This window comes from Paraglaciecola sp. G1-13 (assembly GCF_055809255.1).
This window is the reverse complement of the sequence record NZ_CM147903.1, coordinates 417206-442208: the sequence shown is the minus strand read 5'-3', so window position 1 is coordinate 442208 and position 25003 is coordinate 417206. Positions and strand designations below refer to the sequence as shown.

The 25003-nt window shown below is 41.1% G+C and carries 17 protein-coding genes and 1 pseudogene; 7 read left to right on the top strand and 11 right to left on the bottom strand.

All coding sequences use genetic code 11. The features are described 5' to 3' along the window. The first annotated feature begins 596 nt into the window (after positions 1–596). Entirely contained in the window at positions 597–2069 is a 1473-nt protein-coding gene (locus AC0L6N_RS01885) for a tryptophan halogenase family protein (protein WP_473478364.1), read from the top strand. A gap of 101 nt (positions 2070–2170) precedes the next feature. Here AC0L6N_RS01885 and AC0L6N_RS01880 read toward each other — a convergent pair whose 3' ends face one another. Next, positions 2171–5221: a TonB-dependent receptor gene (locus tag AC0L6N_RS01880; protein WP_473478362.1), complete on the bottom strand. Its 3051-nt coding sequence runs from the start codon at positions 5219–5221 to the stop codon at positions 2171–2173. Positions 5222–5973: 752 nt separating this feature from the next. On the opposite strand from AC0L6N_RS01880, the gene AC0L6N_RS01875 reads away from it, so the two are divergent. The 3 genes from AC0L6N_RS01875 to AC0L6N_RS01865 all read left to right on the top strand — a co-directional run bounded on the left by AC0L6N_RS01875 (position 5974) and on the right by AC0L6N_RS01865 (position 8992). Beyond that, the gene (locus AC0L6N_RS01875) at positions 5974–6594 is read left to right on the top strand and encodes an MFS transporter (RefSeq protein WP_473478359.1); all 621 of its coding nucleotides are present in this window, start codon (positions 5974–5976) and stop codon (positions 6592–6594) included. A 154-nt stretch (positions 6595–6748) separates the two neighbouring features. Beyond that, positions 6749–7714 carry a sugar phosphate isomerase/epimerase family protein gene (locus tag AC0L6N_RS01870; RefSeq protein WP_473478356.1) on the top strand — a complete coding sequence of 322 codons (966 nt, stop codon included), beginning with the start codon at positions 6749–6751 and terminating at the stop codon, positions 7712–7714. Between the two features lie 279 nt (positions 7715–7993). Further along, complete coding sequence (locus AC0L6N_RS01865) at positions 7994–8992, top strand: LacI family DNA-binding transcriptional regulator (protein WP_473478354.1); 999 nt, start codon at positions 7994–7996, stop codon at positions 8990–8992. 85 nt (positions 8993–9077) lie between these two features. Here the strand turns inward: AC0L6N_RS01865 and AC0L6N_RS01860 are convergent, their stop codons facing one another. The 8 genes from AC0L6N_RS01860 to AC0L6N_RS01825 form a co-directional block, all read right to left on the bottom strand. After that, a complete protein-coding gene (locus AC0L6N_RS01860) occupies positions 9078–10874 on the bottom strand; it encodes a sulfatase-like hydrolase/transferase (RefSeq protein WP_473478352.1) in 1797 nt (598 codons plus the stop codon). Positions 10875–10986: 112 nt separating this feature from the next. Continuing rightward, complete coding sequence (locus AC0L6N_RS01855; protein WP_473478349.1) at positions 10987–11856, bottom strand: sugar phosphate isomerase/epimerase family protein; 870 nt, start codon at positions 11854–11856, stop codon at positions 10987–10989. 16 nt (positions 11857–11872) lie between these two features. Then, positions 11873–13603 carry a GMC oxidoreductase gene (locus AC0L6N_RS01850; protein ID WP_473478348.1) on the bottom strand — a complete coding sequence of 577 codons (1731 nt, stop codon included), beginning with the start codon at positions 13601–13603 and terminating at the stop codon, positions 11873–11875. Positions 13604–13672: 69 nt separating this feature from the next. After that, the gene (locus tag AC0L6N_RS01845) at positions 13673–14308 is read right to left on the bottom strand and encodes a gluconate 2-dehydrogenase subunit 3 family protein (protein WP_473478347.1); all 636 of its coding nucleotides are present in this window, start codon (positions 14306–14308) and stop codon (positions 13673–13675) included. A gap of 357 nt (positions 14309–14665) precedes the next feature. Then, a complete protein-coding gene (locus tag AC0L6N_RS01840; RefSeq protein ID WP_473478342.1) occupies positions 14666–16150 on the bottom strand; it encodes a beta-mannanase man5E in 1485 nt (494 codons plus the stop codon). 36 nt (positions 16151–16186) lie between these two features. Beyond that, the gene (locus AC0L6N_RS01835) at positions 16187–17404 is read right to left on the bottom strand and encodes an AGE family epimerase/isomerase (protein ID WP_473478340.1); all 1218 of its coding nucleotides are present in this window, start codon (positions 17402–17404) and stop codon (positions 16187–16189) included. Beyond that, positions 17404–18579, bottom strand: coding sequence for a glycoside hydrolase family 130 protein (locus tag AC0L6N_RS01830; RefSeq protein ID WP_473478337.1), 1176 nt, complete (start codon positions 18577–18579; stop codon positions 17404–17406). The genes AC0L6N_RS01835 and AC0L6N_RS01830 overlap by 1 nt, the downstream gene beginning before the upstream one ends. A gap of 78 nt (positions 18580–18657) precedes the next feature. Beyond that, a complete protein-coding gene (locus AC0L6N_RS01825) occupies positions 18658–20472 on the bottom strand; it encodes a sodium:solute symporter family protein (protein ID WP_473478334.1) in 1815 nt (604 codons plus the stop codon). A gap of 262 nt (positions 20473–20734) precedes the next feature. Here AC0L6N_RS01825 and AC0L6N_RS01820 point away from each other — a divergent pair, with 262 nt between their 5' ends. From AC0L6N_RS01820 to AC0L6N_RS01810, 3 genes are all read left to right on the top strand, one after another. Beyond that, positions 20735–21739 (top strand): LacI family DNA-binding transcriptional regulator, encoded by a 1005-nt coding sequence (locus tag AC0L6N_RS01820; RefSeq protein WP_473478331.1) that lies wholly within the window; start codon positions 20735–20737, stop codon positions 21737–21739. An 81-nt stretch (positions 21740–21820) separates the two neighbouring features. Then, on the top strand, positions 21821–23038 hold the full coding sequence (locus AC0L6N_RS01815) for an AGE family epimerase/isomerase (RefSeq protein WP_473478329.1): 1218 nt from the start codon (positions 21821–21823) through the stop codon (positions 23036–23038). Positions 23039–23223: 185 nt separating this feature from the next. Continuing rightward, positions 23224–23763 carry an NUDIX hydrolase gene (locus tag AC0L6N_RS01810; RefSeq protein ID WP_473478326.1) on the top strand — a complete coding sequence of 180 codons (540 nt, stop codon included), beginning with the start codon at positions 23224–23226 and terminating at the stop codon, positions 23761–23763. 183 nt (positions 23764–23946) lie between these two features. On the opposite strand, the gene AC0L6N_RS01805 is transcribed toward AC0L6N_RS01810, so the two are convergent. Both AC0L6N_RS01805 and AC0L6N_RS01800 read right to left on the bottom strand, forming a co-directional pair. Further along, positions 23947–24072: a transposase domain-containing protein gene (locus AC0L6N_RS01805; RefSeq protein ID WP_473481221.1), complete on the bottom strand. Its 126-nt coding sequence runs from the start codon at positions 24070–24072 to the stop codon at positions 23947–23949. A gap of 51 nt (positions 24073–24123) precedes the next feature. Continuing rightward, positions 24124–24768: pseudogene (locus AC0L6N_RS01800) on the bottom strand (IS66 family transposase). Positions 24769–25003 lie beyond the last annotated feature (235 nt).

Here is a 25003-nt window from a genome sequence, read left to right as displayed (position 1 = left end):
TTCCGCGCCATTCAATCACTTGCCCTAGCGAACAAATAACTCTTGCATTAGGTATGGATAAATCCACATTAATTGCTAGATCTTACGATTTTAATCGTCTATTTCATTAGACGTTCTCATCACCCTTCGCACATAATAAAGAACGATAAAAAAGATACTTTTTAACGAAAATTTTGCACGTTAACTCGCCCAATATGAGATAATTTTCTATTTAGAGTTATAAAAAATCAAATTTTTACATCAATCCATGTCATTCTAGATCTCTCAATTACCCATAAAATCTAACTAAATATAACTTTAAACGATACGAAAAAAGTTTCGTAAATAGTTTTCAAAATATACTAAAGATCATTAGTTACATAACCGAAAACTCAGATAAAAATATATTTATTTCAACTGTAAATCCGCGTTTTCAACACACGTAACAATGTAAACTCCCATTAAAATCCCCATCAATCCAAAACAAAATAAAACAAAAACCCATTTCATTTTTAATAGAAAATAGGTTTCCCAATTATAAGTTTAAGGCTAAATTACTGTTTAATGATTAGTTTTAATTAACTATACTTTGATAACCATATTTTTCTGGATTAGACATGAAAAGCATAATAATAGTGGGAGGCGGAACATCCGGATGGATGACCGCAAATATACTAGCTCATTCATTTAAAGACATAAATATCACTTTGGTCGAGTCACCAGAAGTTCCAATTATTGGGGTAGGAGAAGGTTCCACTCCCGCACTAAGAAATTTTTTCGATTTGTTGAACATACGAGAAGATGAATGGATGCCAGAGTGCAATGCTACCTATAAAACTGGGATCCGTTTTAATAACTGGTCTACAGTTAAAGATTATGAAAGTTATTTCCATTCATTCCCATCAACTATAGATCAGCACATACAAAACAATTTTTTTTATAATGCTCAATTAAGGGCCACTGGGATAGATTTATCAGCTAACCCAAGCAGCTTTTATTTAGCTGCAAAAATATCGGAGCAAAAAAAATTACCTATTGCTAATGAAAACTTTCCATTCGAGATAGATTATGCCTACCATTTCGATGCAGGCTTGCTAGGGAAGTATCTCAAAAAAATAGCTATGGGGAATGGTGTCAATTATAAAGTGGGTCATGTCAAAGATACTGAACTATCAAAAGATTACGATATTAAGGCAGTAATATTGAAAGACAATCAAAAGATCGCAGGTGATTTTTTCATTGACTGTAGTGGTTTTAAGGGGCTTTTAATTAACAAATTACCCCACATTGAATTTATTAGCTATCAAGATGAACTGTACAACGATTCAGCTGTTGCTATTTCGACGCCATTAGATAGTGATGCGATCGGAGCTCAAACTGAAGCCACAGCGCTAAAATATGGCTGGGCTTGGAAAATTCCCCTAACCAATCGCAACGGTAATGGGTACGTTTATAGCTCTAGATATGTTAACAAAGAACAAGCTGAACAAGAGTTAAAGAAACATTTAGACATTACTAATAGTGAGCAAGAAGTACGTCATTTATCATTTAAGTTAGGACGAAAAAACAAGCACTGGAAAAACAACTGTTTAGCTGTAGGGTTATCACAGGGTTTCATAGAGCCTCTAGAAGCTACCGCTTTGTTATTAATTCAACAAACCGTCGGAAAGTTTGTGGATGCATACCAGCAGGGCGGATTCACGAATAAATTCCAAGAAAAATTTAACCATCAAATTAATTCTGATTTTGACGGAATTAAAGACTATATTGTTTTGCACTACACTCTAAATTCAAGAGATGACTCTGAGTATTGGAAAAATAACAGCAACAATTTAAAAAACATCTCACCTAGATTACAGAAATTATTACAAGGCTGGAAAAGTGGATTAGATATTAGCCAGTTAGTGTTAAAGTTGGGATTACAGGAATATTACCCAATACCCTCTTGGTACGCTATCTTAGCTGGCCATGGTTATTTCCCTATAAAATTAAAATCACCAAGCGATAAACATCAAGTTCAAGGTTTAGACAAATCACGAGAATTTTTACGTAGGAGCTTATTAAACTACCCTAAATACTTAATCAAATAAATAAAAAATATTATTCAATAGTTCAATCTTCTAACTTTTATTTATCATATAAAAAGCCACTTCTCTTGAGATAAGAAGTGGCTTCTATAATAATCAACTAATTATAAACGACCGCGGACACCAAGAGTATATCGAGCTTCATTGATAAACTGTTTCTGGCGATTATCTTCCCACTGCAGATATTGAGCTTGAGACTCCTCAGTTATATTTGTTCCTTGCGCATAGACCGATATATTTTCATTAATATCGTAACTGACCGACATATCAACATAACTTGTTGGCTCGTTGTAATGGGCAAATGGTCGGCTCACTTGAGCTCCATCATCCCATATGCTGGTCACGCCAACCAAGGATTCACTGCGATAGTTGTGAGCCACTCGGACCGCTAAGCCATTTTTCTCCCAATATATTACGGTATTTGCCTGATTTTCAGAATTATCACCAATGGGTAACTCGTCACCATACCAATCTGTGTTGGCACTATCACTTGGTGCATAGGTGTAATTAAACATCATGCCTAAACCATTTATGGCTTCGGGGAGAAAGTCGAATGCTTGTTGATAACTAAATTCAACTCCTTTTATTTTACCTCCATCTCCATTTAGGATCGTACTTGTGGGTACGCTTGTGTTGGTTACTTGTCCGTCTGAATCTGTTATGTCACTACGTATCACAGTTCCATTTTCAATGAATGATTCGATATCCATACTGAACACACCAATACTCACTAACCCTGTTTCGTTAAAATACCATTCATATGAAGCATCAATGTTAGTAGAACGCCAAGGCTTTAAGTTTGGGTTGCCATTGGCAGATGCTGATTGTGCCTGAAACGACCCATCAGGTTGTATCAATCGCGTCACACTCAGTCCTCTACCTAAGTTATTGGCATCATGAGAGCTCAACGTTTCGTTATATGAAAGGCGGAAAATTTGGTCATCAGCGATTTCAAACGAAATATTTGCGCTAGGCAGAAAGTCACTATAATCATTGCTAGTGGTTGTTTCGCCACCGTCTAAATTCTCAGCCCCAGGCCCGAGCAAATAAGTCTTATTATTAAAAACAGCGGTCGTGCCCGATACAATTTCGTGCTGCGTGATTTCCAGATCTGTCTCTATATAGCGAAAACCTAAGTTTGCATTGTAAGGGACGCCCAATTCACCACTGAAATTTGCCTGAGCATAAATAGAAATCGTTTCTTCGTTCACGACAAAGGTATTGTCCGGGTTTATCGCTTTAATATTGGAGCCATATAACTTGGTATTAAAGTCCGCGGCGTTGTCCAGCGCCTTAGGATCAAGAAAATAGAGGCCACCCAGCCCTGTTGCTCCGCCAAAGTCACTTATTTGGATGATGTTATCGGCGATACGCGGGTCATCAAACGATATAGGGGGAATGTAAGATTCACCAGTAACAGGTGCGCCTGATGCAGTATCTTTCCACCGAGCAACAAAATCATCTCCATTCCCATTTGTGAACTCGGCCAACCCATTCCAGTTAAATCTTTCAACTTCACGTTCTGATGCCCGAACACCAAAATCTACAGACGCAAGGTCACCCAAATCAAATATATAACTACCATCGGCCCTAACAACATCTAGTGTGGCGTCAGTTTCATTTCCGTTGTTGTTGATGGACGTGGCTGCATATCGACTACTATTTGAACCTAACACTTCGCCATCAATCGTGGGTAATTCCCAGTGCTGATTATCACCTGAATAACGGATCCCCACTGGGATTTGTGTATAAACGGGAGCTCCGTCTAAATCTAAAACTGGTTGAGATGCTGCATCTAATGCGGGCTGGCCTGCATAGCCCCAAGGATTTACCGCACTTATCACTTCACCACCGGGGCCTTTAAAAGTTGCACCTACTTGAGAACCATCATTGATGTAGTTATCCGCAAATCCGCCATATTGATCATTCTTTGCACTGCCGTGTACATAACGAACACTGCCTGAGAATACCCCACCGTTATCGAACTCTAATTCAATATTTGTATTTAATGAGTCTCTGTCAGAATATAGCGTTTCAGAATGAGACATAGTACGACGAGCCTGAAGCTCGGCAGCTTGGACTGAATGAAAGTCCCCTCCATCCGCATCGTGTATATCTGGGCGGGCTACTGTTTCAATAGGATTAAACCACCCCCACTTACCTTGCCACGCATTGCTCGCAATAAATGCTGCCGAGCGCTGATACTCTTCCATTTGTGTATAAAACACGTCAGCCGTTAGTACAAAACTATCTGATAATTGCGCCTGAAAAGAGGCATTGATACCCAACCGCTCACGATCCGTAAACTTATTTGCCGCTTGGTGCCCTTGGAAAGACTGGAAACCGTCATTGAAGTCGCCGTCCCCGTTTATGTCATCGGGAGAACGAGCAAATCGCCCTCCACCAGGCCCGTCTTCAGAAGCTCCACGAAACCAACCATCGCCGGCCGAGCCTAACGTATAATCAGCTAAGTTGGATGTTTGATAAGCCACGTTTACTGTAGCGCCAATGGTGCCCGTATTAATTCCACCAAAAATAGAAAGTCTTCCATCGGTGTCATCTCCCAACGAGCCCTCGGTAAGTTCAGCTAAACCAGCGAAAGTAGTGCCTTCATCAAGATTAAAACCTCTAAGAGTTTTCAGGTCTACAGTGCCTGAAATACCGCCGCTGAGTACACTAGCCGTGTTCGATTTAATCACGTCCATACCAGACACCATCGTAGAAGGTATGTCAGCAAAGTCAGGTTGCACTGTAGTTATTGAACCAGCAGCTAAAAACTGTTCACCATTTAGTGTTGTATTAACCTGTGGCATACCTCGAACGTTTAATCGGGCGCCCTCACCTGCGGAGCGCGTAATCTGTACCCCTGAAACGCGCTGCAACGAATCTGCAATAGTCGCATCTGGTAACTTTCCTATATCCTCTGCCGAAATTGAATCAACAACGCTAGCAGCAAATCTTTTCGTATTTATTGAACGGATCTGAGAGCCCTTAATACCTCTAATTTGAATCACTTCTACTGAACTATCAGTTTCGATTTCACGCTCTACCTCAGACGTTTGTTGAGCAAAGAGTGTGTTGGATGCTAGGGACAGCCCTGCTAAAACACTAGCCGACAAAATACTGCGCTTAAAATTTGTATTTTCAAAAAGCATATTTTATTTCCTGTTTCTTATTTATATTCTGATACGTAGCTTAGGTTGCATCCCATTCACCTATAAATATTCAGTGCCGAATAATTACTAACTTAATATGTGCATCCAAACCAACAAAGTAACCGGTTACACATAGATTTAAAAAAAATCGCAACCAAATAACTGAGTGGAAGCTTAACGTAACCGATTACAAATGATCAACATTTTAATTACATAAATACTGAAAAAAATGCTTAACCAACTGATTTAAATGAATATAAAACTCTAGAACGCACAAATATTCGCCACTTCTTTTGCAAAGTTATACAAGCACTAAATTAGGCTCTCTAACACTCCGCCTTCTGCAGCTAACGAGAATATTCAGACTCGTTAGCTCTGAAAGATACGAAGTGAACTTTGGGAAAGGCTATCCAACACACTCATAATTTTAATAAGCAAAACAATACCCTCCCTCTCAACAGGCCCCTCCCCTGATAACCCTAAACATATGAAAATATGAGAGCGAGAAGTTGCAATACCAATTGTAACTGGTTATTTTGTGACAAATTTGTTAACTTAAGAATCATTCAGTATAAAAGTAGTAAGCTCTGAATGTGACTAGGTACGTTTTAAATGTAACCGGTAACTTAATTCGTGAAGCGTGAGTTTAACCCATTGTTAAAATAATGAACTTACGCATCTCATAACTTCTCTTAGCAAATACTAAAGGGAACGTATCAATGCACTATGGCTTAAAAGCGCTGAGCAGATTCGTGACAGTATTTAAAACACAAAAAATCATGTACTCGTCTGTCGCAGTCTCGCTAGCAGGCTTATTTTTTAGCTTTGATACCGTAGTTATATCTGGAGCAGAGAGACCTATTCAAGAGTTATGGGGGCTGACATCTTACGACCATGGTTTATGGATTATGCCTTACGCCCTATGGGGAACTGTGATTGGTGCCCTATTTATGAATATTCCGTGTAATAATTTAGGACTCAAGAAAACACTGATCTTAGTGGGAATATTAATTTTGATCTCGGCACTTGCGCCCGCCCCAATTCCCTTTTCAATGCTAAGATTCATTGGTGGTATGGTCCCAGGAATATCATCAATCGTCGTTCCTGAATATATTTATGAAATTGCAGCTGCTAATCATAGAGGTAGGTTAGCGACGATGTATCAATTTCAAATTGTCTTCGGAATATTAATCACTTTTATATCTAATTGCGTCATTTCGCTGTTAGTAGGATTGGAATCGCGCGTTATGCAGGCCCTAGAAGCAGTACCCGCACTCGCGAATCTTTCAACGTCACTTTTATCAGTCGATTTACCCCATGAGTCATTTTTGGGTTCTATATATGATGCCGAAAACAAAAGGAAAATCACTTGAGGACCTAGCCTAATAGTTTGCTTAAAAAGTCTAAAGGAGTCTCACGGAAAATATGTAAACATAAATTGAAATCTTAAATTTTGACTATAAAAATCTTTTAACTTCCCTACGTATGTTATGCGCAAAACAATAGGGACACAGATAGGGCAATACCATGAACCGACGTCAATTTAACCTTATGGCTCTGGGGAGTATGCTGATGCCCAATGCAGCGATTAGCGGTAGTGACTTCAGAAATTCTTCGCGATTTGATATTTCCATTTCCCAATGGAGCTTTCACAGAGCAATGTTCGGAGCCAGTAGAGATGATAATGCAAAATTTAAGCAAACGCTGCATTCAAATCCTGACGAGGTATTAATGGGTAATATGGACCCAAGAGAAATCACCAAGGTGGCACGAGACTTGGGAGTTTCAACGGTCGACCTGGTAAATGTACTGTGGTTTGGGCACGCTCAGGATAAGGCCTGGTTGAAAGAGTTCAAGCAACGAGCTGAGGACGATGGAATTTCGTTTAAGCTATTAATGTGCGACGAAACCGGGTCGATTGGAAACAGTAACTCCAAGTTGCAAAAGCAAGCCGTTGAAAACCATATTCCATGGATGGAAGCTGCGGCAGAACTAGGCTGCACCCAACTTCGTGTAAATGCTTACGGTGACGGTACCTATTTGGAGCGTCTTAATCAATGTGCGGAGGGCCTTTATGACTTGTCGGAAATTGGGCTTGAATATGGGTTAGAAGTACTTGTTGAAAATCATGGATATCAATCAAATGTTGGAGCGTGGTTGGCGATGTTAATTGACAAAACAGCCCATAAAAATTGCGGAATATTCCTAGACTTCGATAACTTCTTTATGGGTGGGTGGAATATTGAGCCACCTCGTTGGTATGACAGATACCAAGGCATTATGGATCTCGCGCCATACGCAAAGGGTATCAGTGCGAAAGCACACGATTTCGACGCATCTGGCAGAGAAACGACTATCGACTATGACCGATGTATGGATATTTTGTTTGCTGCAAATTTCCAAGGTACTTATAGTGCTGAATTTGAAGGGGATCGTCTTTCAGAGTACGAAGGTAGTAAAAAAACAATTGAATTATTGAAACGCTACCAATAAAGCTAAAGGATATAAAGCTGTGCGGATTAAGCCGCACAGCTGCAAGCCAATATTCGCTTAAACCTCATAGTTATAAAATTTTCCATATAACCAAATGGTAAAACATCTTCAGCTAGCTTTTCTTACTATGGTTTCAGTAGTTCTATGTAACTGGTTACGAAAAATTTTTCATTACTATATAATGAGTTAATATTTGTAAATATCTATTATACTTACACAAAAGTAACCGGTATTGCACTTATCAAAACAACATAGTGACATTAGGAGTGAATCAGCGCTGTGACAACAATTAGAGATGTTGCTAAAGAGGCAGGCCTTTCAACGGCAACAGTTTCACGGGCGTTAAGTAAACCTGAAACATTATCAAAAGAAAACTTAAAGAAAGTCCAGTTAGCGATAGAGAAATTGCAATACCGGCCAAATATGCTTTCTCAAAAATTTCGCAACAAAACAGCTAAAAGCATCGTTATTTTAGTGCCTAATATAGCAAATTTGTTTTTTACTACTGTCATCCGAGGCATCGAAACAGTAGCTCAAAGAAGAGGTTTTAGCGTGCTGTTAGGCGACACAAGAGACTCTTCAAGCCGTGAAGAGGAATATATCAATCTAGTCGAAACTCGACAAGCAGACGGTATAATCCAACTTAGACCTTATAACGATTTTGATTCCGCTCTACCTCGTTCCCAAGTGCTTGCGGTAAACGCCAGTGGTTGTGAAAACACTCCGTACCCCTCGGTACGAATCGATAACATTGGCGCAGCTAAAGAAGTAGTAAAATACCTCATCTCAATCGGACATTCTCGTATTGGTGTGATTACCGGACTAAAAACAAACCCACATGCAATCGAGCGCCTAGAAGGGTATAGAAAGGCATTATCTGAAGCCGCAATCACTTATGACCCAAAGTTAGTGCTAGAGGGCGACTTTTCATACTGGTCTGGACTTAATGCTTCTGCTCTATTTGCAACTATGGATTCACCTCCAACCGCTATCTTTTGCATGAATGACCAGATGGCTATAGGTGCGATGAAAGGCTTCAAAGAAAGAGGTATGAAAATCCCTCAAGATATATCTATTACAGGCTTCGATGATTTAGAAGTATCACGCTATTTAGACCCCCCTTTAACAACAGTTGCTCAACCAGCCGAGAGAATCGGAGAAAAATCAGCAGAACTGCTATTTCAATTGATAGACGAGCTCAACCCTAGTCAAACAGAATATGTCTTACCTATCGAATTTGTTTTACGTGGAAGTACTGCCGCCCCGAGAAATAAATAGGCTATTTTTATCCGCATTTGAAATAAATAATAAATATTAACTCAATCGATCCGCTACAACTAAGTAGCGGATCATGTCTGACCGACTATAGCTTAGTCATCGATAAGTCTTTCACTTCAATCCCTTGCGTTCCTGGATTTGATAAAATCTTGATATGGAGCTCTTCCTTCCCTTTAGGTAGGTTAATACTTCCAAGATCGACCGTTGCCCAAGTTTGTTCAAAAACTGAATACCTTGGAGCTCGATCACTGGCAGGTAACGCTTTGCGTTTGTGAGACTTAGTAATTTTAGTATCAATATGCTGATCACCAATCTCTACTCTCACAATCATACCTTTGGCGTCTTCATTTAGCGCGTAGCGCATTGATAAACTATAAGCTCCGGCATCGACGACATTTATATGCCATGTCATATAAGCTTCGGGATCAATCCAATTAGTTACCCAAGAATGCGCCCAACCGTTGCCTCCGGCGTAGCCAATACCTGTACCTGTTAAATAAGCGTTAGCCCCTTCAAGCATCACCACGGGATAACCTTTGTGACCGATATCAGCCGGTATAGGGTCAAACCCCGCTGACGTCACATCTTCAAACCAAGAGAAGTAGGCCTTAGACATTTTTTCCAACTGAGCGGGATATTCAGTAGCGAGGTTGTGCTGCTCTTCGCTATCATTGACAACGTCGTACAGTGACCAACTACCTTCCTCAAGCGTAGCTAGCCACTGTTGAGTGCGCACTGCGCCAGGAGAAGGTACGACCTCGCCCATACTCCACCTATGTGTATACAGCATCCTTGATGGCAGTTCGGTTTTTGCGGATGTAAGTAGCGTAGTTAAATCTATTCCATCTATATCTAGATTTTGAGGTACATCAACATCAGTAAGGTTAAGAAGAGTTGGAAACAAGTCTATATGCTGGGCTATGTCCTGAACAACCTTGCCTCCCTCTATATGATTTGGCCAATGTATATATAGTGGCACTCTCACGCCTCCTTCGTGCACACTACCTTTGCCTGCTCGCATACCTCCGTTATAACGGCGTCCTCCTACATTCTCACTTTGGTGAGGCCCGTTGTCAGAAAGAAAAACAATAATAGTTTTATCACTTAAGCCTAAGCTATCTAGCTCAGACAGAACCCGCCCAATATTGGTATCGATATTTTCTACCATCCCATAGATTGAGGCAGTTCTATCGTTTAACCCCCTAGCTTTGTATTTTTCAAAATAGGTATCAGGGACCTGATAGGGGCTATGTGGTGCGTTATAGGGGATGTAGGCAAGAAAAGGCTTATCTTTCTGCTTACGAATGAAATCTATCGCAGCATCAGTGAGCACGTCGGTAATGTAACCAGACGTCTTTTTCATCACACCATTGAACTCTAATTCTGTATCAAAATATTCACTCCAGTGCCCTGCGGTAAATCCCACAAACTCATCAAATCCTTGTCCTAGAGGGGTATTCGGGAAATATGCACCGTTATGCCACTTTCCAAAAGCACCAGTTGCGTATCCCTTGTCAGCTAAAACTTCGGCTAACGTTACTTCTTCAGCCCTCATCGCTTCTTCGCCCCGCGTAACATTGTGAACCCCCGTTCTTAAAGAGTAACGACCGGTCAATAAGCTAGCGCGGGTGGGTGCACAAACAGGGTTAACATAAAACCGTGAAAACGTAGCGCCCTGTTTCGCTATTCCATCAATATTTGGGGTGTCGATCAAATTATTACCGTTATAAGCCACATCACCCCATCCTTGATCATCCGTTAAAATCAACACTATGTTCGGTTGAGAGGTATCTTTTTCCAACTGAGTTTGCGCACAGACCACTGTAGAAAAAATTAACAGTACGCTGATTAAAATGCTATTAATCGCCGTCGAGTTAAGCATATATTTCATTCCTAAATATCTAGTACTACATTTCTAGCGACAAGCCCAACAGAACATAACAATTAAACAGAACGTTCCTACGGGCAAAGTAGCCAAATCGAGTTACCTGTGATTAAAGATCTTGTAAAAAAGAATCTAATCCACTTTTAGATACTTTGACCGCTTCAAGAGGGGTCAAGCCGTTAGGGTATGTCTCTTGTTCGACAACGAGCCACTTAGTCCCACCAAACTCAATATTCGCGTCAATGAGGTTTGCCCAATCAATAGTGTCTTGGCCAATTAGGGGCAATTTCCCTTGAGTGCCTTCAGGTAGTTCTACCTTATAATGCGTTGTGAGCGTGCGGCCAGGATAACGTTTCACATATTCAATTGGATCCTTACCTGCGTAAGTCGTCCAACCCACATCTTGTTGCATGACGACATTCTCATTTGTATTTTTGGCGATATAATCCCAAAACGTTGTATCTTTATGAACACCAAATTCTTGCGCATGATTGTGGTAGCCAATCTTCATACCCAAAGGTGCCAGCTGAGCAGACAATCGGTTTAAGTCTGCGATAAGGTTGTCAACTTGGCTATCATCAAATGCTCTTTTATCAAAAGGAATGATCAACGTGTCACATCCTAGTGCGCGATAAAAACGAGTGGTTGCACTAAAATTCTCCGAGTTTAATTTTTCAAAAGGAAGGTGCGCTCCACTAACTTGTATCCCAATACCGTCCAAAAACGATTTGAGTGCTGTTGGATCTTCTTTGTATTTGCCAAATTCACCGGCAAATTCCACACCATCAAATCCCATATCTGCTAATTCACTTAATGTTCCTTCAAAGTCACTTTTTACGGCGTCTTTTACAGACCATAGCTGAACGCTAACTTTTGGTGTGAGTGATTGTTCAGTATTATTCACACAACCGTTTAGCAGCAATAAAATAGAAACTATACTGCTGATCAATACCTGCTTAGACCTAAACTTGGTAAACATTAGTTTTACTCCCATTTCAAATTCGTCCGTTTTTAATTTCTTTTACTGCAAAATCGACAGCTCTGACAGTCAAAGCCATGAACGTTAACGACGGGTTTTGAACTGCTGAGCTACTAAAGCAAGACCCATCGGTTACAAATAAGTTGTTGATATCGTGCGATTGGTTAAACCCGTTAAGAACTGACGTTTTGGGATCACTTCCCATTCTGGCGGTGCCCAATTCATGAATAGCTAAACCAGGTGGCTTTTGTGTCACGGTTTTTTTGATGTTCTCAATCCCTGCAACCTTTAGCATTTTTTCAGCTGTATCTGCTGCATCTTTCATCATATCGAGTTCGTTGCTAGACCAACGACAATTAATATCTAATTGAGGAATACCCCATTTGTCTTTCAAAGTAGGGTGTAACTGAACTGTGTTCTCATATCTAGGAAGCATTTCTCCTTGAGCGCTAAGATTAAACTTCCATTTACCTGCGTTTGAAATACTATCTTTAAAATCACGGCCAAAGCCTTTATTACTGGCATTTTCTTTCCAACCTTCTCTATATGCGCCACCTGCTAATGCGTACCCCCTTAAGTATTTCTTGCTGCCTTTTTTAGGTTCATATTGAAAATTTGGTATATAGATCCCACCAGGGCGACGACCTTTGTAATACTCCTCTTCGTATCCCGGAATGTCTCCATAGGCTTTAGCGTTATAATTATGGTCCATTAAGTAATGACCCAATACGCCAGAACTGTTAGCAATGCCATTGGGGAAAGACTTTGAAGTACTATTTAGCATTATTTGCGTGGAGCCTAAGGTTGAAGCGCAAAGAAAAACAACTTTGCCAAAATACTCACGCTCTTCAAGCGTGTCATTATCAATAACGCGAACACCTTGAACTTGTTTACTTTTTTCATCATAAATCAGGCTATGTACCACGCTATTTGGGGCAATATGTAAATTGCCTGTTGCAGCGGCAGCAGGCAACGTTGAACTTTGCGTAGAAAAGTAAGCGCCAAATGAACATCCTTTCTGGCATTCGTTCCGTGCTTGGCACTGAACTCTACCTTGCTGAATGTGAAGCTCGGTCGGCTTTGTCAGATGAGCCATACGTCCCATTATCATTTTACGATCGGGGAACGCTTTTTCTATAGCAGCCTTTATATCAATTTCGGGCTTTGTCATTTCAAACGGAGGTAGAAAGAAATCGCTATCAGGTAACTGTTCCAATCTTTCTTTGGCACCACTAATTCCCGCGTGCTTCTCCACATGCTCGTACCACTTTGCGATATCCGAATATCGAATTGGCCAATCATTTCCGTAACCATCGTGGATATTTGCATTGAAGTCGAAGTCGCTTAACCTAAAGGACTGTCGATGCCATAGCAATGACTTCCCGCCGAGCTGGTTCGCACGTATCCAACTAAATGTGGTCCCCTCTTTAGTGGTATAAGGTAAATCTCTATCGTTACCGAAGAAATGCTTGGTAGCGTCATTAAAGGCATAGCACTGCTTTTGGATTCGATGACGTTGCTCGAGTAAGATATTGTCAACCTTTCCTCGCATCGGCATTTCCCAAGGCGGGACACCTTCTCCAATATAATCCTTCCTGTGCTCTACAACGCGTCCTCTTTCTATCATTAACGTTTTCAAGCCACGCTCGCAAAATTCTTTTGCCGCCCAACCTCCTGATAAGCCAGAGCCGACGACTATCGCGTCATACACCTGATTGCTTTCTTTAATGTACATTTCGTTGTTCATAACATTGCCCTATTAGAAAATCTTTACGCTAAACGTTTTGTCTCAAAAGCCAGATTGCTAACTTTCAGATTAGCCAAACCAAGCTTTATTTACGGAAGAGTATGGGATAGACCCTTTGAAACCGCCGGGTACTGGTAAATACGCCAATTCTTCAGTTGCGCCAATTTCAGTCGTAAAGTAGCCAAAGACAATTAATTGTTTTAGAAAAGCAAAATGTTCAGCATCGTCTGCCAAAAAACCGTTTTTTGCATTTTCAATCGACGTTAAAAGGGATAGTTGTTGTTGCTCGCTACTCTGAATGAAATTCTTCTTGAATTGTTTTTTGGCTGACGAATCCATTAATTTTAATAACTTTACCGCTCGCAACTGCTCGTCGGCGCGATGGCAACGAACTAGTTGATTATCAATAAAACCATGCGTATCTAGGTCGGCTGCACCTGGAGTATCGGTTTTGGGAATAACGAGCTGACACACGTCACGCAGAATTTGCATTTGTCCATATGTGAATAGTCGTCCCGCTGATTGAGCGCCTTCAGAGTGCCTTTCATAGGCCATGGCAACACCTAACGCGTTTCCACCAAGTATTTTTGAAGCACCTGCACTGCCGATGATTGCGCTGAGGCCAAAAAGAATAGACCGTCGTTTCTTATCTTCGATTAGCGGCTCAGATCTCATCTCATTGTTGGTTTTTAATGGAGTTTTCATAGTCAAAATAACCTGTATTTAAATATAGAAGCGCGACCAAATAGCCGTCCTTGCAAAGCTGAAAATGACGAAAGGTCTATCTACCTGAAACTTGCACCAGATATCCAATCAGGACATCCATAACTATGTTCAGCATTTAATAGTTTGCAGCTGAAGTCGGCAAGACCTCAAATGTAATGTAACCGGTAACCACTTAATTTTAATAGGACCGAAAACAATTCAACAAAATATTAACGTAACCGGTTACATTTAGTCAACGACTAATTTCTTACCATCGTTTACCTGACTTACTAAGGAAAGATTATTAGGACGACAGAACTGTGCCTTATTTGAAAACCTAATTGCTCAGATCAGCGACTAAGTACTTGTCGTGACGAACAGTGCTTGAATATTGGACGGTAAAGAATCTCCCGATTCATTGCTAGCAATCACGCGGTACAGGTATGTATGATTTGGTTTCAACTTTGCTTTATCTTGAAATAGATTGTTATACCGCGAGTCATATCGATTTCTGCCATCACTTATACCCTCACCAATAATTTTCCACTCTTTCGCTCCAACCCTCTTTCGTTCGATTCTATACGCTCTCCCAACCGGCGAGCCCAACCAATTAATATATTGCCCCTGCTTGATAGCTCGTAAATTTGGAGCTTCCGGTAAAGGTAATGGCACAAGCTCTGCTAACCCAAGCATATTTGCCTGCGCTTTTCTTACTGTATCAATGACTGCTATTTCATCATTACCATTTCCCTCCGGAAAACCAGGTAAATGGTAACTGTAAAATTCAGTGCTTCCTTCCTTATGCCAATAAAATCCGCCGTTATGACGTCGGCCTCTAAACCCCCACACCAACGCACCAGAAGTTTGAGCCCCGTTTACTTTTGCACCTACAGCGGTTTGTAGAATAGTTTGCATTTGTTTGGTAGGGATCAACCCAAACTCACCAACTATGTAAGCCTTTTTACCGCCAATAGCATTTAAATCGTCAACAATAGTCTGCGGCTTATTATTATGATTAACGGAATAGAAGTGATTACTAATGATATCTATATTCGGATCGTTGACAGATGACTGCAGCACACTTAGATAATTACCATCAACAACCAACTGATGTGGTGCTAGTTTCTTTATTAAAGCGGCCGTGTGAGTGACAAAGTCAGTCGTACTGTTTTTTAATTCATTACCTGTTTCCCACGCCATTACAGCCTTTTCTTCTGAATATTTTCGCCCCGTTATTGTGTTAGTGCGGGAAATGATTTGCTTTATAACAGATAAATAAGCTTGATAGGTTTTACTATTAATATTATAAAAATCCTCAGCTGTTTCCCCATAAAACGCGGCAAGTTCGGTGCGCCCTCCCCACCAGCTCCAATGGTCTATAAAGGGAACAATAATTCTTAAGCCTTCCCTGTCAGCTATCGCCAGCATACGATCAAACACCTTCATTGCATGCTCGTTTAACCTTGGAGCATCTTCAGGAGTAAGAGGAGGTAGAATATGTGCTTCTCGTTGACATGCCACATCATCAGGATGAGCTACCGAAAACACATATATTCGAGTGGCTTTTTGCCCACTTAGAACGAGAGAACGGATCCAATTTTGCTGCTCGTCCTTTGTAGGCCACTTCGAATAATGTCCCCAGCCTCGGCGGTCCGCTTTACATACGCCTCGTTCGTCATCTTCTATTCGATGTAATTCAGGGGCATGCATACCAGCAAATCGTAACACTTCATTGCCGTCCTTCAACACACTACCTTCGCGGGTAATAAAGTGATTAAATTTACTATGCGCTAAATTACTCGTCAGCATCGTGCACGTTGCCAATATCAAAATTTTTAACATTATCTATTACTCAATAGCTAATTGATTTATCACCAATTATTCAGTCATTAGGTCAAGTATCTGCATCATTGCACGCCCATTATGATATGGAGCTTTCCAAAAGCCTGCCTTATAAATCCGATTCTCGGGACTGTGGTCCTTGCTAGCAAGCCAATGCCACTCGCCGTGCACAGCGTCAATATGATAGCGCTGAATAAAAGACCAAATGGGTTGACATGCATCCTTGAAATCTTGATTGCCTGTTATGGTAAACGCATTCATAAATCCAACTAACGCTTCTGCCTGCACCCACCAATAACTCGTCTCAATTCGTCTTTCTGAATTGAAAATATACTCGTCGCAAACCTGCCCCTCTGGGCCGATGGCTTCATCCAAACAGACTTGGGCTAAATCAACCACAAGGGGTTTGAACTTAGCCTCAATAACATCATCACCCAGAATATTTACAGCTTCCCAGAGTAACCAACTTGCTTCAATATCATGCCCAAAAGAGTAGGTTAAAGATTCATTTCGCCAATGCATGTCAAAAAATAACTTCAGATGCGCATTCTTTCGACAGTAAATATGATATTCGAATACCTCAAGAACATGCCGCAAGGCTTCTTCCGTTTCTGCGCTCTTATGCACTGCATAAAGCGCAGAATAGGCCTCGAGGACATGTAGATGAGTGTTCATAGATTTAGGTAAATTCAGATCTTTATCGCTTAAGCGATAATCCTGAATATCAGACCACGTTTCACTGCAGGCTTCTATATAACCGCCACACTCCCAATCTCTAGCATGCTCTTCTATTAATTTAAAATACGTGAGTGCCTTGTCTAGCGCTGTCTGCTCACCAGTAAGACGAAAGTAGTTACAAAGAGCATATATGCAAAAGCACTGAGCATAAGTTTGCTTTTTTGCTTGGAGCACGGTGCCATCAAATGCTAATTCCCAATACGCCCCTCCATACTCTTGATCGTCGAAATGATTCATTAGGTAATGAAAAGCCCGAGTGGCAAGCATCTTATATTCAGCATTATTTTCTCGCCGAGCTATTTCACTAAAAAACCATAATATTCGACTATGAAATACAATGCCTTTACTTGCATGAGGGACAACTTGAGCCGCATAATCAATTTCCCCTACAAAGCCTCCATACTCAAAATCAACACTGTACTCGCCCCACCACGCAGCAATACGGTTTAATTCGTGCTCCACTGTCTTGGAGTCAAATTTATCGTTCGAGATTTCACTTTCTAATGCAAGGCTCACTACAGTTCCTCATTCGCGTCGATCAAATCGAGTATTCTACGAACCGATTGATGAGAATTGTAAGCATCCGCCGGCGTATTGATACAGTAATCAAGCAATTGACTCACGCTTGAGGTGGCTACATGTAGCCGCGTATCACTCGAGCCATAATAGATAAAGACTTCGTTGTACTCATTCACAACCCAGCCATTACTAAAGACCACGTTAGATACATCGCCAATACGCTCGCCACCTTGCGGAGCAAGGAAGTGACCAGCTGGTTTGTGCGTGATTACCCAAGGTTTATCTAAATCAGTTAAAAACATGTACAACACGTAGCGTAACCCAGCTGCTGTATTTCGTACTCCGTGAGCTAGGTGTAACCACCCCTGTTCGGTTTTTATCGGTGCCGGCCCCTGTCCGTTTTTAACCTCAGATATAGTATGGTAAACCTTGTGATCTATGATGGCTTCATTGGTTATTCGAGCTTCTTCCATGGAATCGCAAAGTCCCCAACCAATACCACCACCGCCACCAACACTAATAAAGCCGTCTTGTGGGCGTGTATAAATTGCATACTTGCCTTTTACAAATTCGGGGTGCAGCACGACGTTACGCTGCTGACCACTGAGTGTTATTAAGTCTGGTAGGCGCTCCCAAGTAATTAAATCTTTAGTGCGTGCAATACCGCACTGAGCTATTGCGGCAGAAGTATCATGGGGTAACGCAGGATCCTTGCGCTCAGTGCAGAACAACCCATATATATGACCATCCTCGTGCTCAGTTAATCGCATATCATATATATTTGTATCTGGTTCATTAGCTTCAGGCATTTGGATTGGTTTAGGCCAGAAGGAAAACCCATCAACCCCATTGTCGCTTTGTGCTATAGCGAAAAAGGACTTTCGGTCATTCCCTTCAACTCTAGCGACAACAGTATATTTTCCTTCGAACAATATTGCTCCAGCATTCAAAGTGGCGTTGATACCAATTCGTTCCATAAAGTATGGGTTACGTTCTTGGCTAAAATCATAGCGCCACGAAAGCGGGGTATGATCAGCTGTAAGAATAGGATTCTGCCAACGTTGAAATATGCCATTGCTAGATTCCGTAGGCTTGTTTATCGCGTTAATTAACTCGTTATGTCTTGTTTTGACGTCTTTAAAGCGAGTATCAAATAAAGATCCATTGTTCATAATAAGTGCTCTCGTTCGCTATGAAAATCCTTCCCCTTGTTAGCAGAAGAATGAGTGTAAAAGTTGAAGAATGAAACGTTAAGTCTGTGGCTCATCATTTAACGAGTTCCACCAATAATGCTTGAGCAAAAGGCTCGAAAAAATCGCTATGCCGGTGGCAACAGTGAGTCCTTCCCAATGCTTGATTACCAAGAAAATAGGAGCCGCAGTTAAACTGGTATGCCAAATGAGGCCTATCACTACATTAAAGGCGTCTTTCTTGAATTCCTTATTTGGAGCGATACTCGGATCGTCTTTTTGTACAGCTAAAATAATTGGGCCCCATAATCCCCAGGGTCTAGTTTTTAAATAGAAGTTTTTGACTACTTCAATGTCATCAGGGGCAGTGATGTAGCTGACAATAACGCACGTTGCTAAGCAGGCAGCAAACATAAAAGGGAAGCTATAAAGTGGTGAAATATCAGTAAACATCATAGGAACAGCTGCAATGATCCCTGCTGACATCCCTGCAAAGTAAGCAGCTCCATTAAAACGCCACCAATACCATTTGAGAAGGTTAGAAGCCGTGTAACCGCCATATAGTGCAGAAACGAGCCACATAACTATAGCGTTCAAGGAAGGAATAAAGAGACCTATTAACGTGCCAAGTACAATAAATACAATCGACACTAAATAACTCATGTTTACATAGGTTTTAGCGGAAGCGTTGGGATTGATATAGCGTCTGTATATGTCGTTTACAACATAAGCTGGGGCAGCATTAGTGGTAGCCGCAAAGGTAGACATGAATGTCGCTAACAAACCTGCAATGATAAGACCCAACAAGCCACTAGGAATAAAATTGGCTAGGGTAAAGGGCAAAATCTGTTCAAAGTCTACGTCTGGTCCCATTGCATTAAGTTGTGGCATAAAATAGACAAGAGCGAGTACTGCCAATCCAGTAATCATCATATAACGAGGCACCAGCAGCACTAAACTTACAAAGCCACTCATTTTAGCCGCATCACTTGGCGTTCTTGCTGAGAGCACTCGCTGCATATCAAAGTTTGGTGCCGGGCCAGCCATGCTCTGTAAGATACCTTTGAATAGAACCAGCATGATAAATACAGAGAATAACGACCATCCATCACTGACAATACGTTCGTTCGCTTGGTCTAATATATTGGTCCAATCGAGATGTAACTCCCAACCGAACGCCATACTGTCCCATCCTTCAGGGGTGGCATTTGCTAACAACTCAGGTGACACTTTCATCATTGCGACAATACCAATTGCAATGCAGGCAACCGTCATAATCACAAACTGTAAAACTTCAGTAAAAACAACACTCACCATACCGCCTTTGACAACATAAACTGAAGTCAAAGCAGTCATTATTAGGCCGTAATACACTTCATTACTTCGGGAGTCACTGGATAGTTCCCAAGGTAAAAAAGCCGCTGCAAACTTTCCAATACCGATAAACCCATATGCCAGAAAGCCTAATACGCTTAGCAGAGCAAATAGCACCACAACAAAGTGACTTAGCGTTGCCCCCCTGCTTTCACCAAAACGAAATCGGATCCATTCAGCTCCTGTCATTACCCCTGAGCGGCGCAGCCAAACAGATAGAAATACCATCAAAAAGATTTGGTTAAAACTAGGCCAGAGCCAAGGGATGTAAACGCTTTTGAGACCATATATAAAAAGTAAATACACCATCCACATCGTGCCACTGATATCAAACATACCCGAGGCATTCGACAGTCCTAGCATTTGCCACTTAAGTTGATTTCCTCCCAAGAAATAACTCTGTACATTCTTGCCGGCAGATTTCGATATATAAAGCCCTAGCAACACAATAGCGAGCAGGTAAGAAGCAATAATTGATACATCGAGTACGGATAAGTTCATAAATCTGTTTTCCAGTTGTAGGTATAGATACAACTTTCAGTGTGAATTGAGATTACCACAATAAAATGAACCGGTTCACTTGGCAACTGGTATTTTGCAATTTATTAACAATTACAAAATATCGTAACCCCTCTTTTTAAGATGCTATGGCGTTAAACATGATAATAAGTAAACTAACTCGGATTATTTTATTCATGTATTAGCAATAATGGTTTCCATACGAAACCAAAGCGTACTTAAATTTTTGTTAGAAGGTAGTGAAGTGACAACTATAAGAGATGTGGCGAAAGAAGCAGGTTTATCTACCGGGACTATATCCAAAGCCTTGAGCAATCCAGAGCGTGTATCAAAAAAGAATTTAGAGAAAGTCCAAGTGGCCATTGAGAAGTTGAATTACACGCCCAATATGTTGTCGCAGAAATTTCGTAGCAAGACGGCTAATACAATCGTTGTCTTAGTGCCTGATATCGCCAACTTGTTTTTTGCAAAAGTGATTAGCGGTATTGAATCTGTTGCGCAACGTGCCGGATACAACGTACTACTCGGTGATACCAAAGACTCTTCAAGCAAAGAGAGTGAGTTCATTCGTATGGTAGAGACTCGTTTAGCTGATGGGGTCATAAACTTAAGGCCATATGTAAAAAATGACTCACTTTTACCTAAGGCTAGCGTATTTGCAGTGAGCGCTAGTAGTTGCGAGGGCACGCCATATAGCTCGGTTCGCATCGATAACATCGGCGCTGCGTATAAGGTAGTCAGCCACCTAATAAAATTGGGGCACAAACGCATCGGCGTGATCTCAGGGTTGAAAGAAAACCCCCATACACTGGATCGCATGAAAGGCTATCAAAAGGCTTTGCAGGACCACGATATACACTTTGATAAATCACTTGTCATTGAAGGAGACTTCAATTACTGGTCTGGTATCAGTGCTGCTGAGCAATTCTACAATATGGAACAATGCCCTAGCGCTATTTTCTGCATGAACGACGAAATGGCTATAGCTGCCATAAAAGGCTTTTATGACAAGGGAATTAAAGTTCCTCGAGATATTTCGATAACCGGGTTTGACGACATGGACGTGTCAAAATATATCGTACCTACATTAACAACAATTGCGCAACCAGCCGAAAAAATCGGTGAGAAATCGGCCGAGATGCTTATCGATTTAATTCAAGGAAATGAAACAGAGCATAAAGAATTTGTTTTACCTTATGAATTTATCATACGAGAAAGTACAGCAAACTATAAAGACGTGAAAAAGTAATAAATATTAGATACAAATTGAACCGGTTCATTTTTTGTGTGATATTTAATTTCACACAGTCGCATTTTGAGTAAATTTACGATGTTAACCGGTTTAAAATATTCTGAGACTATTATTCATTCTACACATCCAGTCCGAGATGCTATTTACCGCCTGGACGAATGGCTAGGTAAAGGTGTTCTACCCTACTGGGCAGAAAAAGGATTTCTGTCGAACGGTAGTGCGATCGAAAGCTTCCTGTCTTCTGGTGAAGCTGACTTAAGCGCCCACAAGCGAATACGTGTGCAAGCTAGACAAATGTTTTGCTGCAGCTATGCACATAATCAAGGGTGGTTAGAAAACGCTGCACTCCGAGTACACCGATTAGATGAATTTGTACATAAGCATGCGGAAATTAATAACAGCGGTATGTTTAGTCACGTACTAGATCATCAAGATAAGGTCATCGATGGGCATGTAGATCTTTACGATTGCGCCTTCTTTCTACTCGCTTATGCTTGGCGCTATGCAGTATTTAATGACTTAAACGCTCTAATCAAAGCTAATAAGCTTATGGACAGTATTGAGCAGAGGTTGAAAGGCTCTTCTGCGGGTTGGCTTGAAGGTGATTATCAATATCAGTGTCGACGTCAGAACCCTCATATGCATTTATTTGAAGCCTTTCTAGCCCTATACAACGCCACTCACAATGCCAAGTGGTTAGGCTATGCAGGCGAAGTTTTCGGACTTTTTGAAAGTGTATTTTATGATCACGAAACAGGAGTGTTAAGAGAATTTTTCAGCGATGACTGGCAACTGTCAAGTTCAAAAGGTGATATTGTCGAACCTGGCCATATGCTAGAGTGGGTATGGCTATTACAAGAGTATCACAAACATACCAATAAACCTGTGGCACAATACTGTCATACTCTATATCAAAATGCGTTAACCCTTGGTCTAGATAATATAGGTAATAAAAAAAACCTCGATAAACTGAGTAAGCAACACTTGCTGTTTGATCAAGTGGAGCTTAAAACAAGATCATCGACAAAAACAAAACGTTGCTGGCCAATGACCGAATGGATAAAAGCGAGTCTCGCTATGGCTAATATGGAACCCGATCCACTCCCTTATTTAGATGATGCAAAAATCGCTATTGAAAATTTGCAGCATCACTTCCAAAATCAAATTCTGCCAGCACTTTATATCGACCAGCTCGACGCTGAAAACAAAGTTATTAACGCATCAGCACCTGCAAGTACGTTATATCACTTACTTATGGCCCATGGTGAAACTATGAAGTATCTTTCAGGAACTTAACCTATTTTCTGTTTGGCTTTTATTGTTTGCAACCGATATTAATAGCCTCGTAGATTATAAGTAGTACTGAATTTTCACCTTCTTGGAGGACATAAAATAGCAGGCTATGTAATTAAATGTTCTTCACCAAGCTCTATTGATACAACCTGATGTATCTCTCAGATTAATACTAAGAGAAATTTGTTATGTTCCCCCTGCCCCCAGATATATTTCACTGCTGTCCAAATTGTAAAAGCACAAAGATAACCCTCACGGATGAAGTGCGTTTTTCATGTGCAAATTGTCAATTTGTCTACTTTCACAATACAGCCAGTGCCGTAGCTGCAATGATACTCGTTAAAAACGAAATATTGCTCACCAGACGAGCCAAGGAGCCAGGCAAAGGACTACTAGATTTACCTGGCGGCTTCGTGGACCAGTTTGAAAGCTTAGAACAAGCGTTAACAAGAGAACTACGTGAAGAACTCAGTATTGAATTGTCAGGCTGGCAGTACTTTATTTCATTTCCCAACCAATACTTGTACATGGGTGTTAATTATCACACTTGCGACTCAATTTTTACGAAAACGTTGCCAAACAAACCCGAACTTAGTATTCAGCAAAGCGAAATAGCATTCGCAGCATTTTATCCGTTATCTGAGATACCTCTTGCCGATATAGCATTTGATTCAATTCGTAGCGCAATCACTGAACTAATCAGGTTACGCGTGAATAAAAAGCTCTAGCAATTCCACTATTAAAAACTCTGCTTACAGAAACTTTCAGGTTGACCTATTGAATATTCAGAGATAACAATCTAAGCATCTGAATTTAAACAATTCGACAGACACAAAACCGCGGCGTGTACACATTTTCAGTTTCAAACTTTAATAAGCTCGCACAGTTTCGTATCCGTCTGCCAATCCCACCTAGCGCTTAGCAAACTGCCATGGTAGCAATTGTTCTATATTTACATTGGGCCGGCTGAGTACTTCAAGGCAGGCCATTAAATACTCGAACACATTTAGGTCATTGGCTTTTGCCGTTTCGACGATGCTGTAGAGAGCCGCACTGGCGTTTGCGCCCGTGGCCGTTTGGCTAAACAGCTAGTTTTCCCTACCTATGACGAACGGCTTAATCGCGCGCTCAGTGCAATTATTATCGATACTCAATAATCCATCGAGTGTATAGTGCACTAGTTTTTTCCATTGGTTTAAGCAGTATTGTATCGCTTCCCCCAACTTGGTTTTGGGTAACACTTGTTGAGCCGATTTCATTAGCTGCGTATGAAGCTGGCTCAGCAGCGGCACACTATTCTCTTGTCTTGTAGTGTATCGCGCCTCTACCGTTTTATCTTTTAACTGGGTTTTTACGCGATAGAGCTTTTGGATGTGATTGAGTGCCCAGTCCGCTTTGCCACTGCCTTTCTTACCCGCGCTTTTTTGGCTTCCATACACTTACGGCGTGCATGTGTCCCAGCAGCCAATGAGTGTGGCTTGCGTTTGCTCGTAGCCTTGATAGCCATCCACTTGTAAGTAGCCGTTGTAATCTTTCAGGTAATTTACGGCGAATTGCCCAGCGCGACTATTGTGATAGTTGTACAGCACGATATTAGGTGTCTCTGTACCCGGGATATTACCGATAGGTGAGTCAGCGCTACTGGCGTACAACCACATATAGCTATTCACTTTCTCAGATTCAACGACCTTCAGCGTGGTTTCATCCGCCGCGATAAACAGTTGTTTTAGGATATGTTGATGGAGTTGGTCGTAAAGCGGTTTAAATAGCTCAGCGCAGCGGATTATACATTATTGATGCATCTCAATGTCCCGATGATATGAAGTCCACCATCAAATCACATATTGCGGACAGGCTTGCCCGAGTGTCACGTGCTTAGCCACCAAAGCCTTGACAGTAGAAGTATCCGAACACGCCAGCCTCATAACATCACTAGACCTATCGATTCCCTTGTCACGATGACTAGCT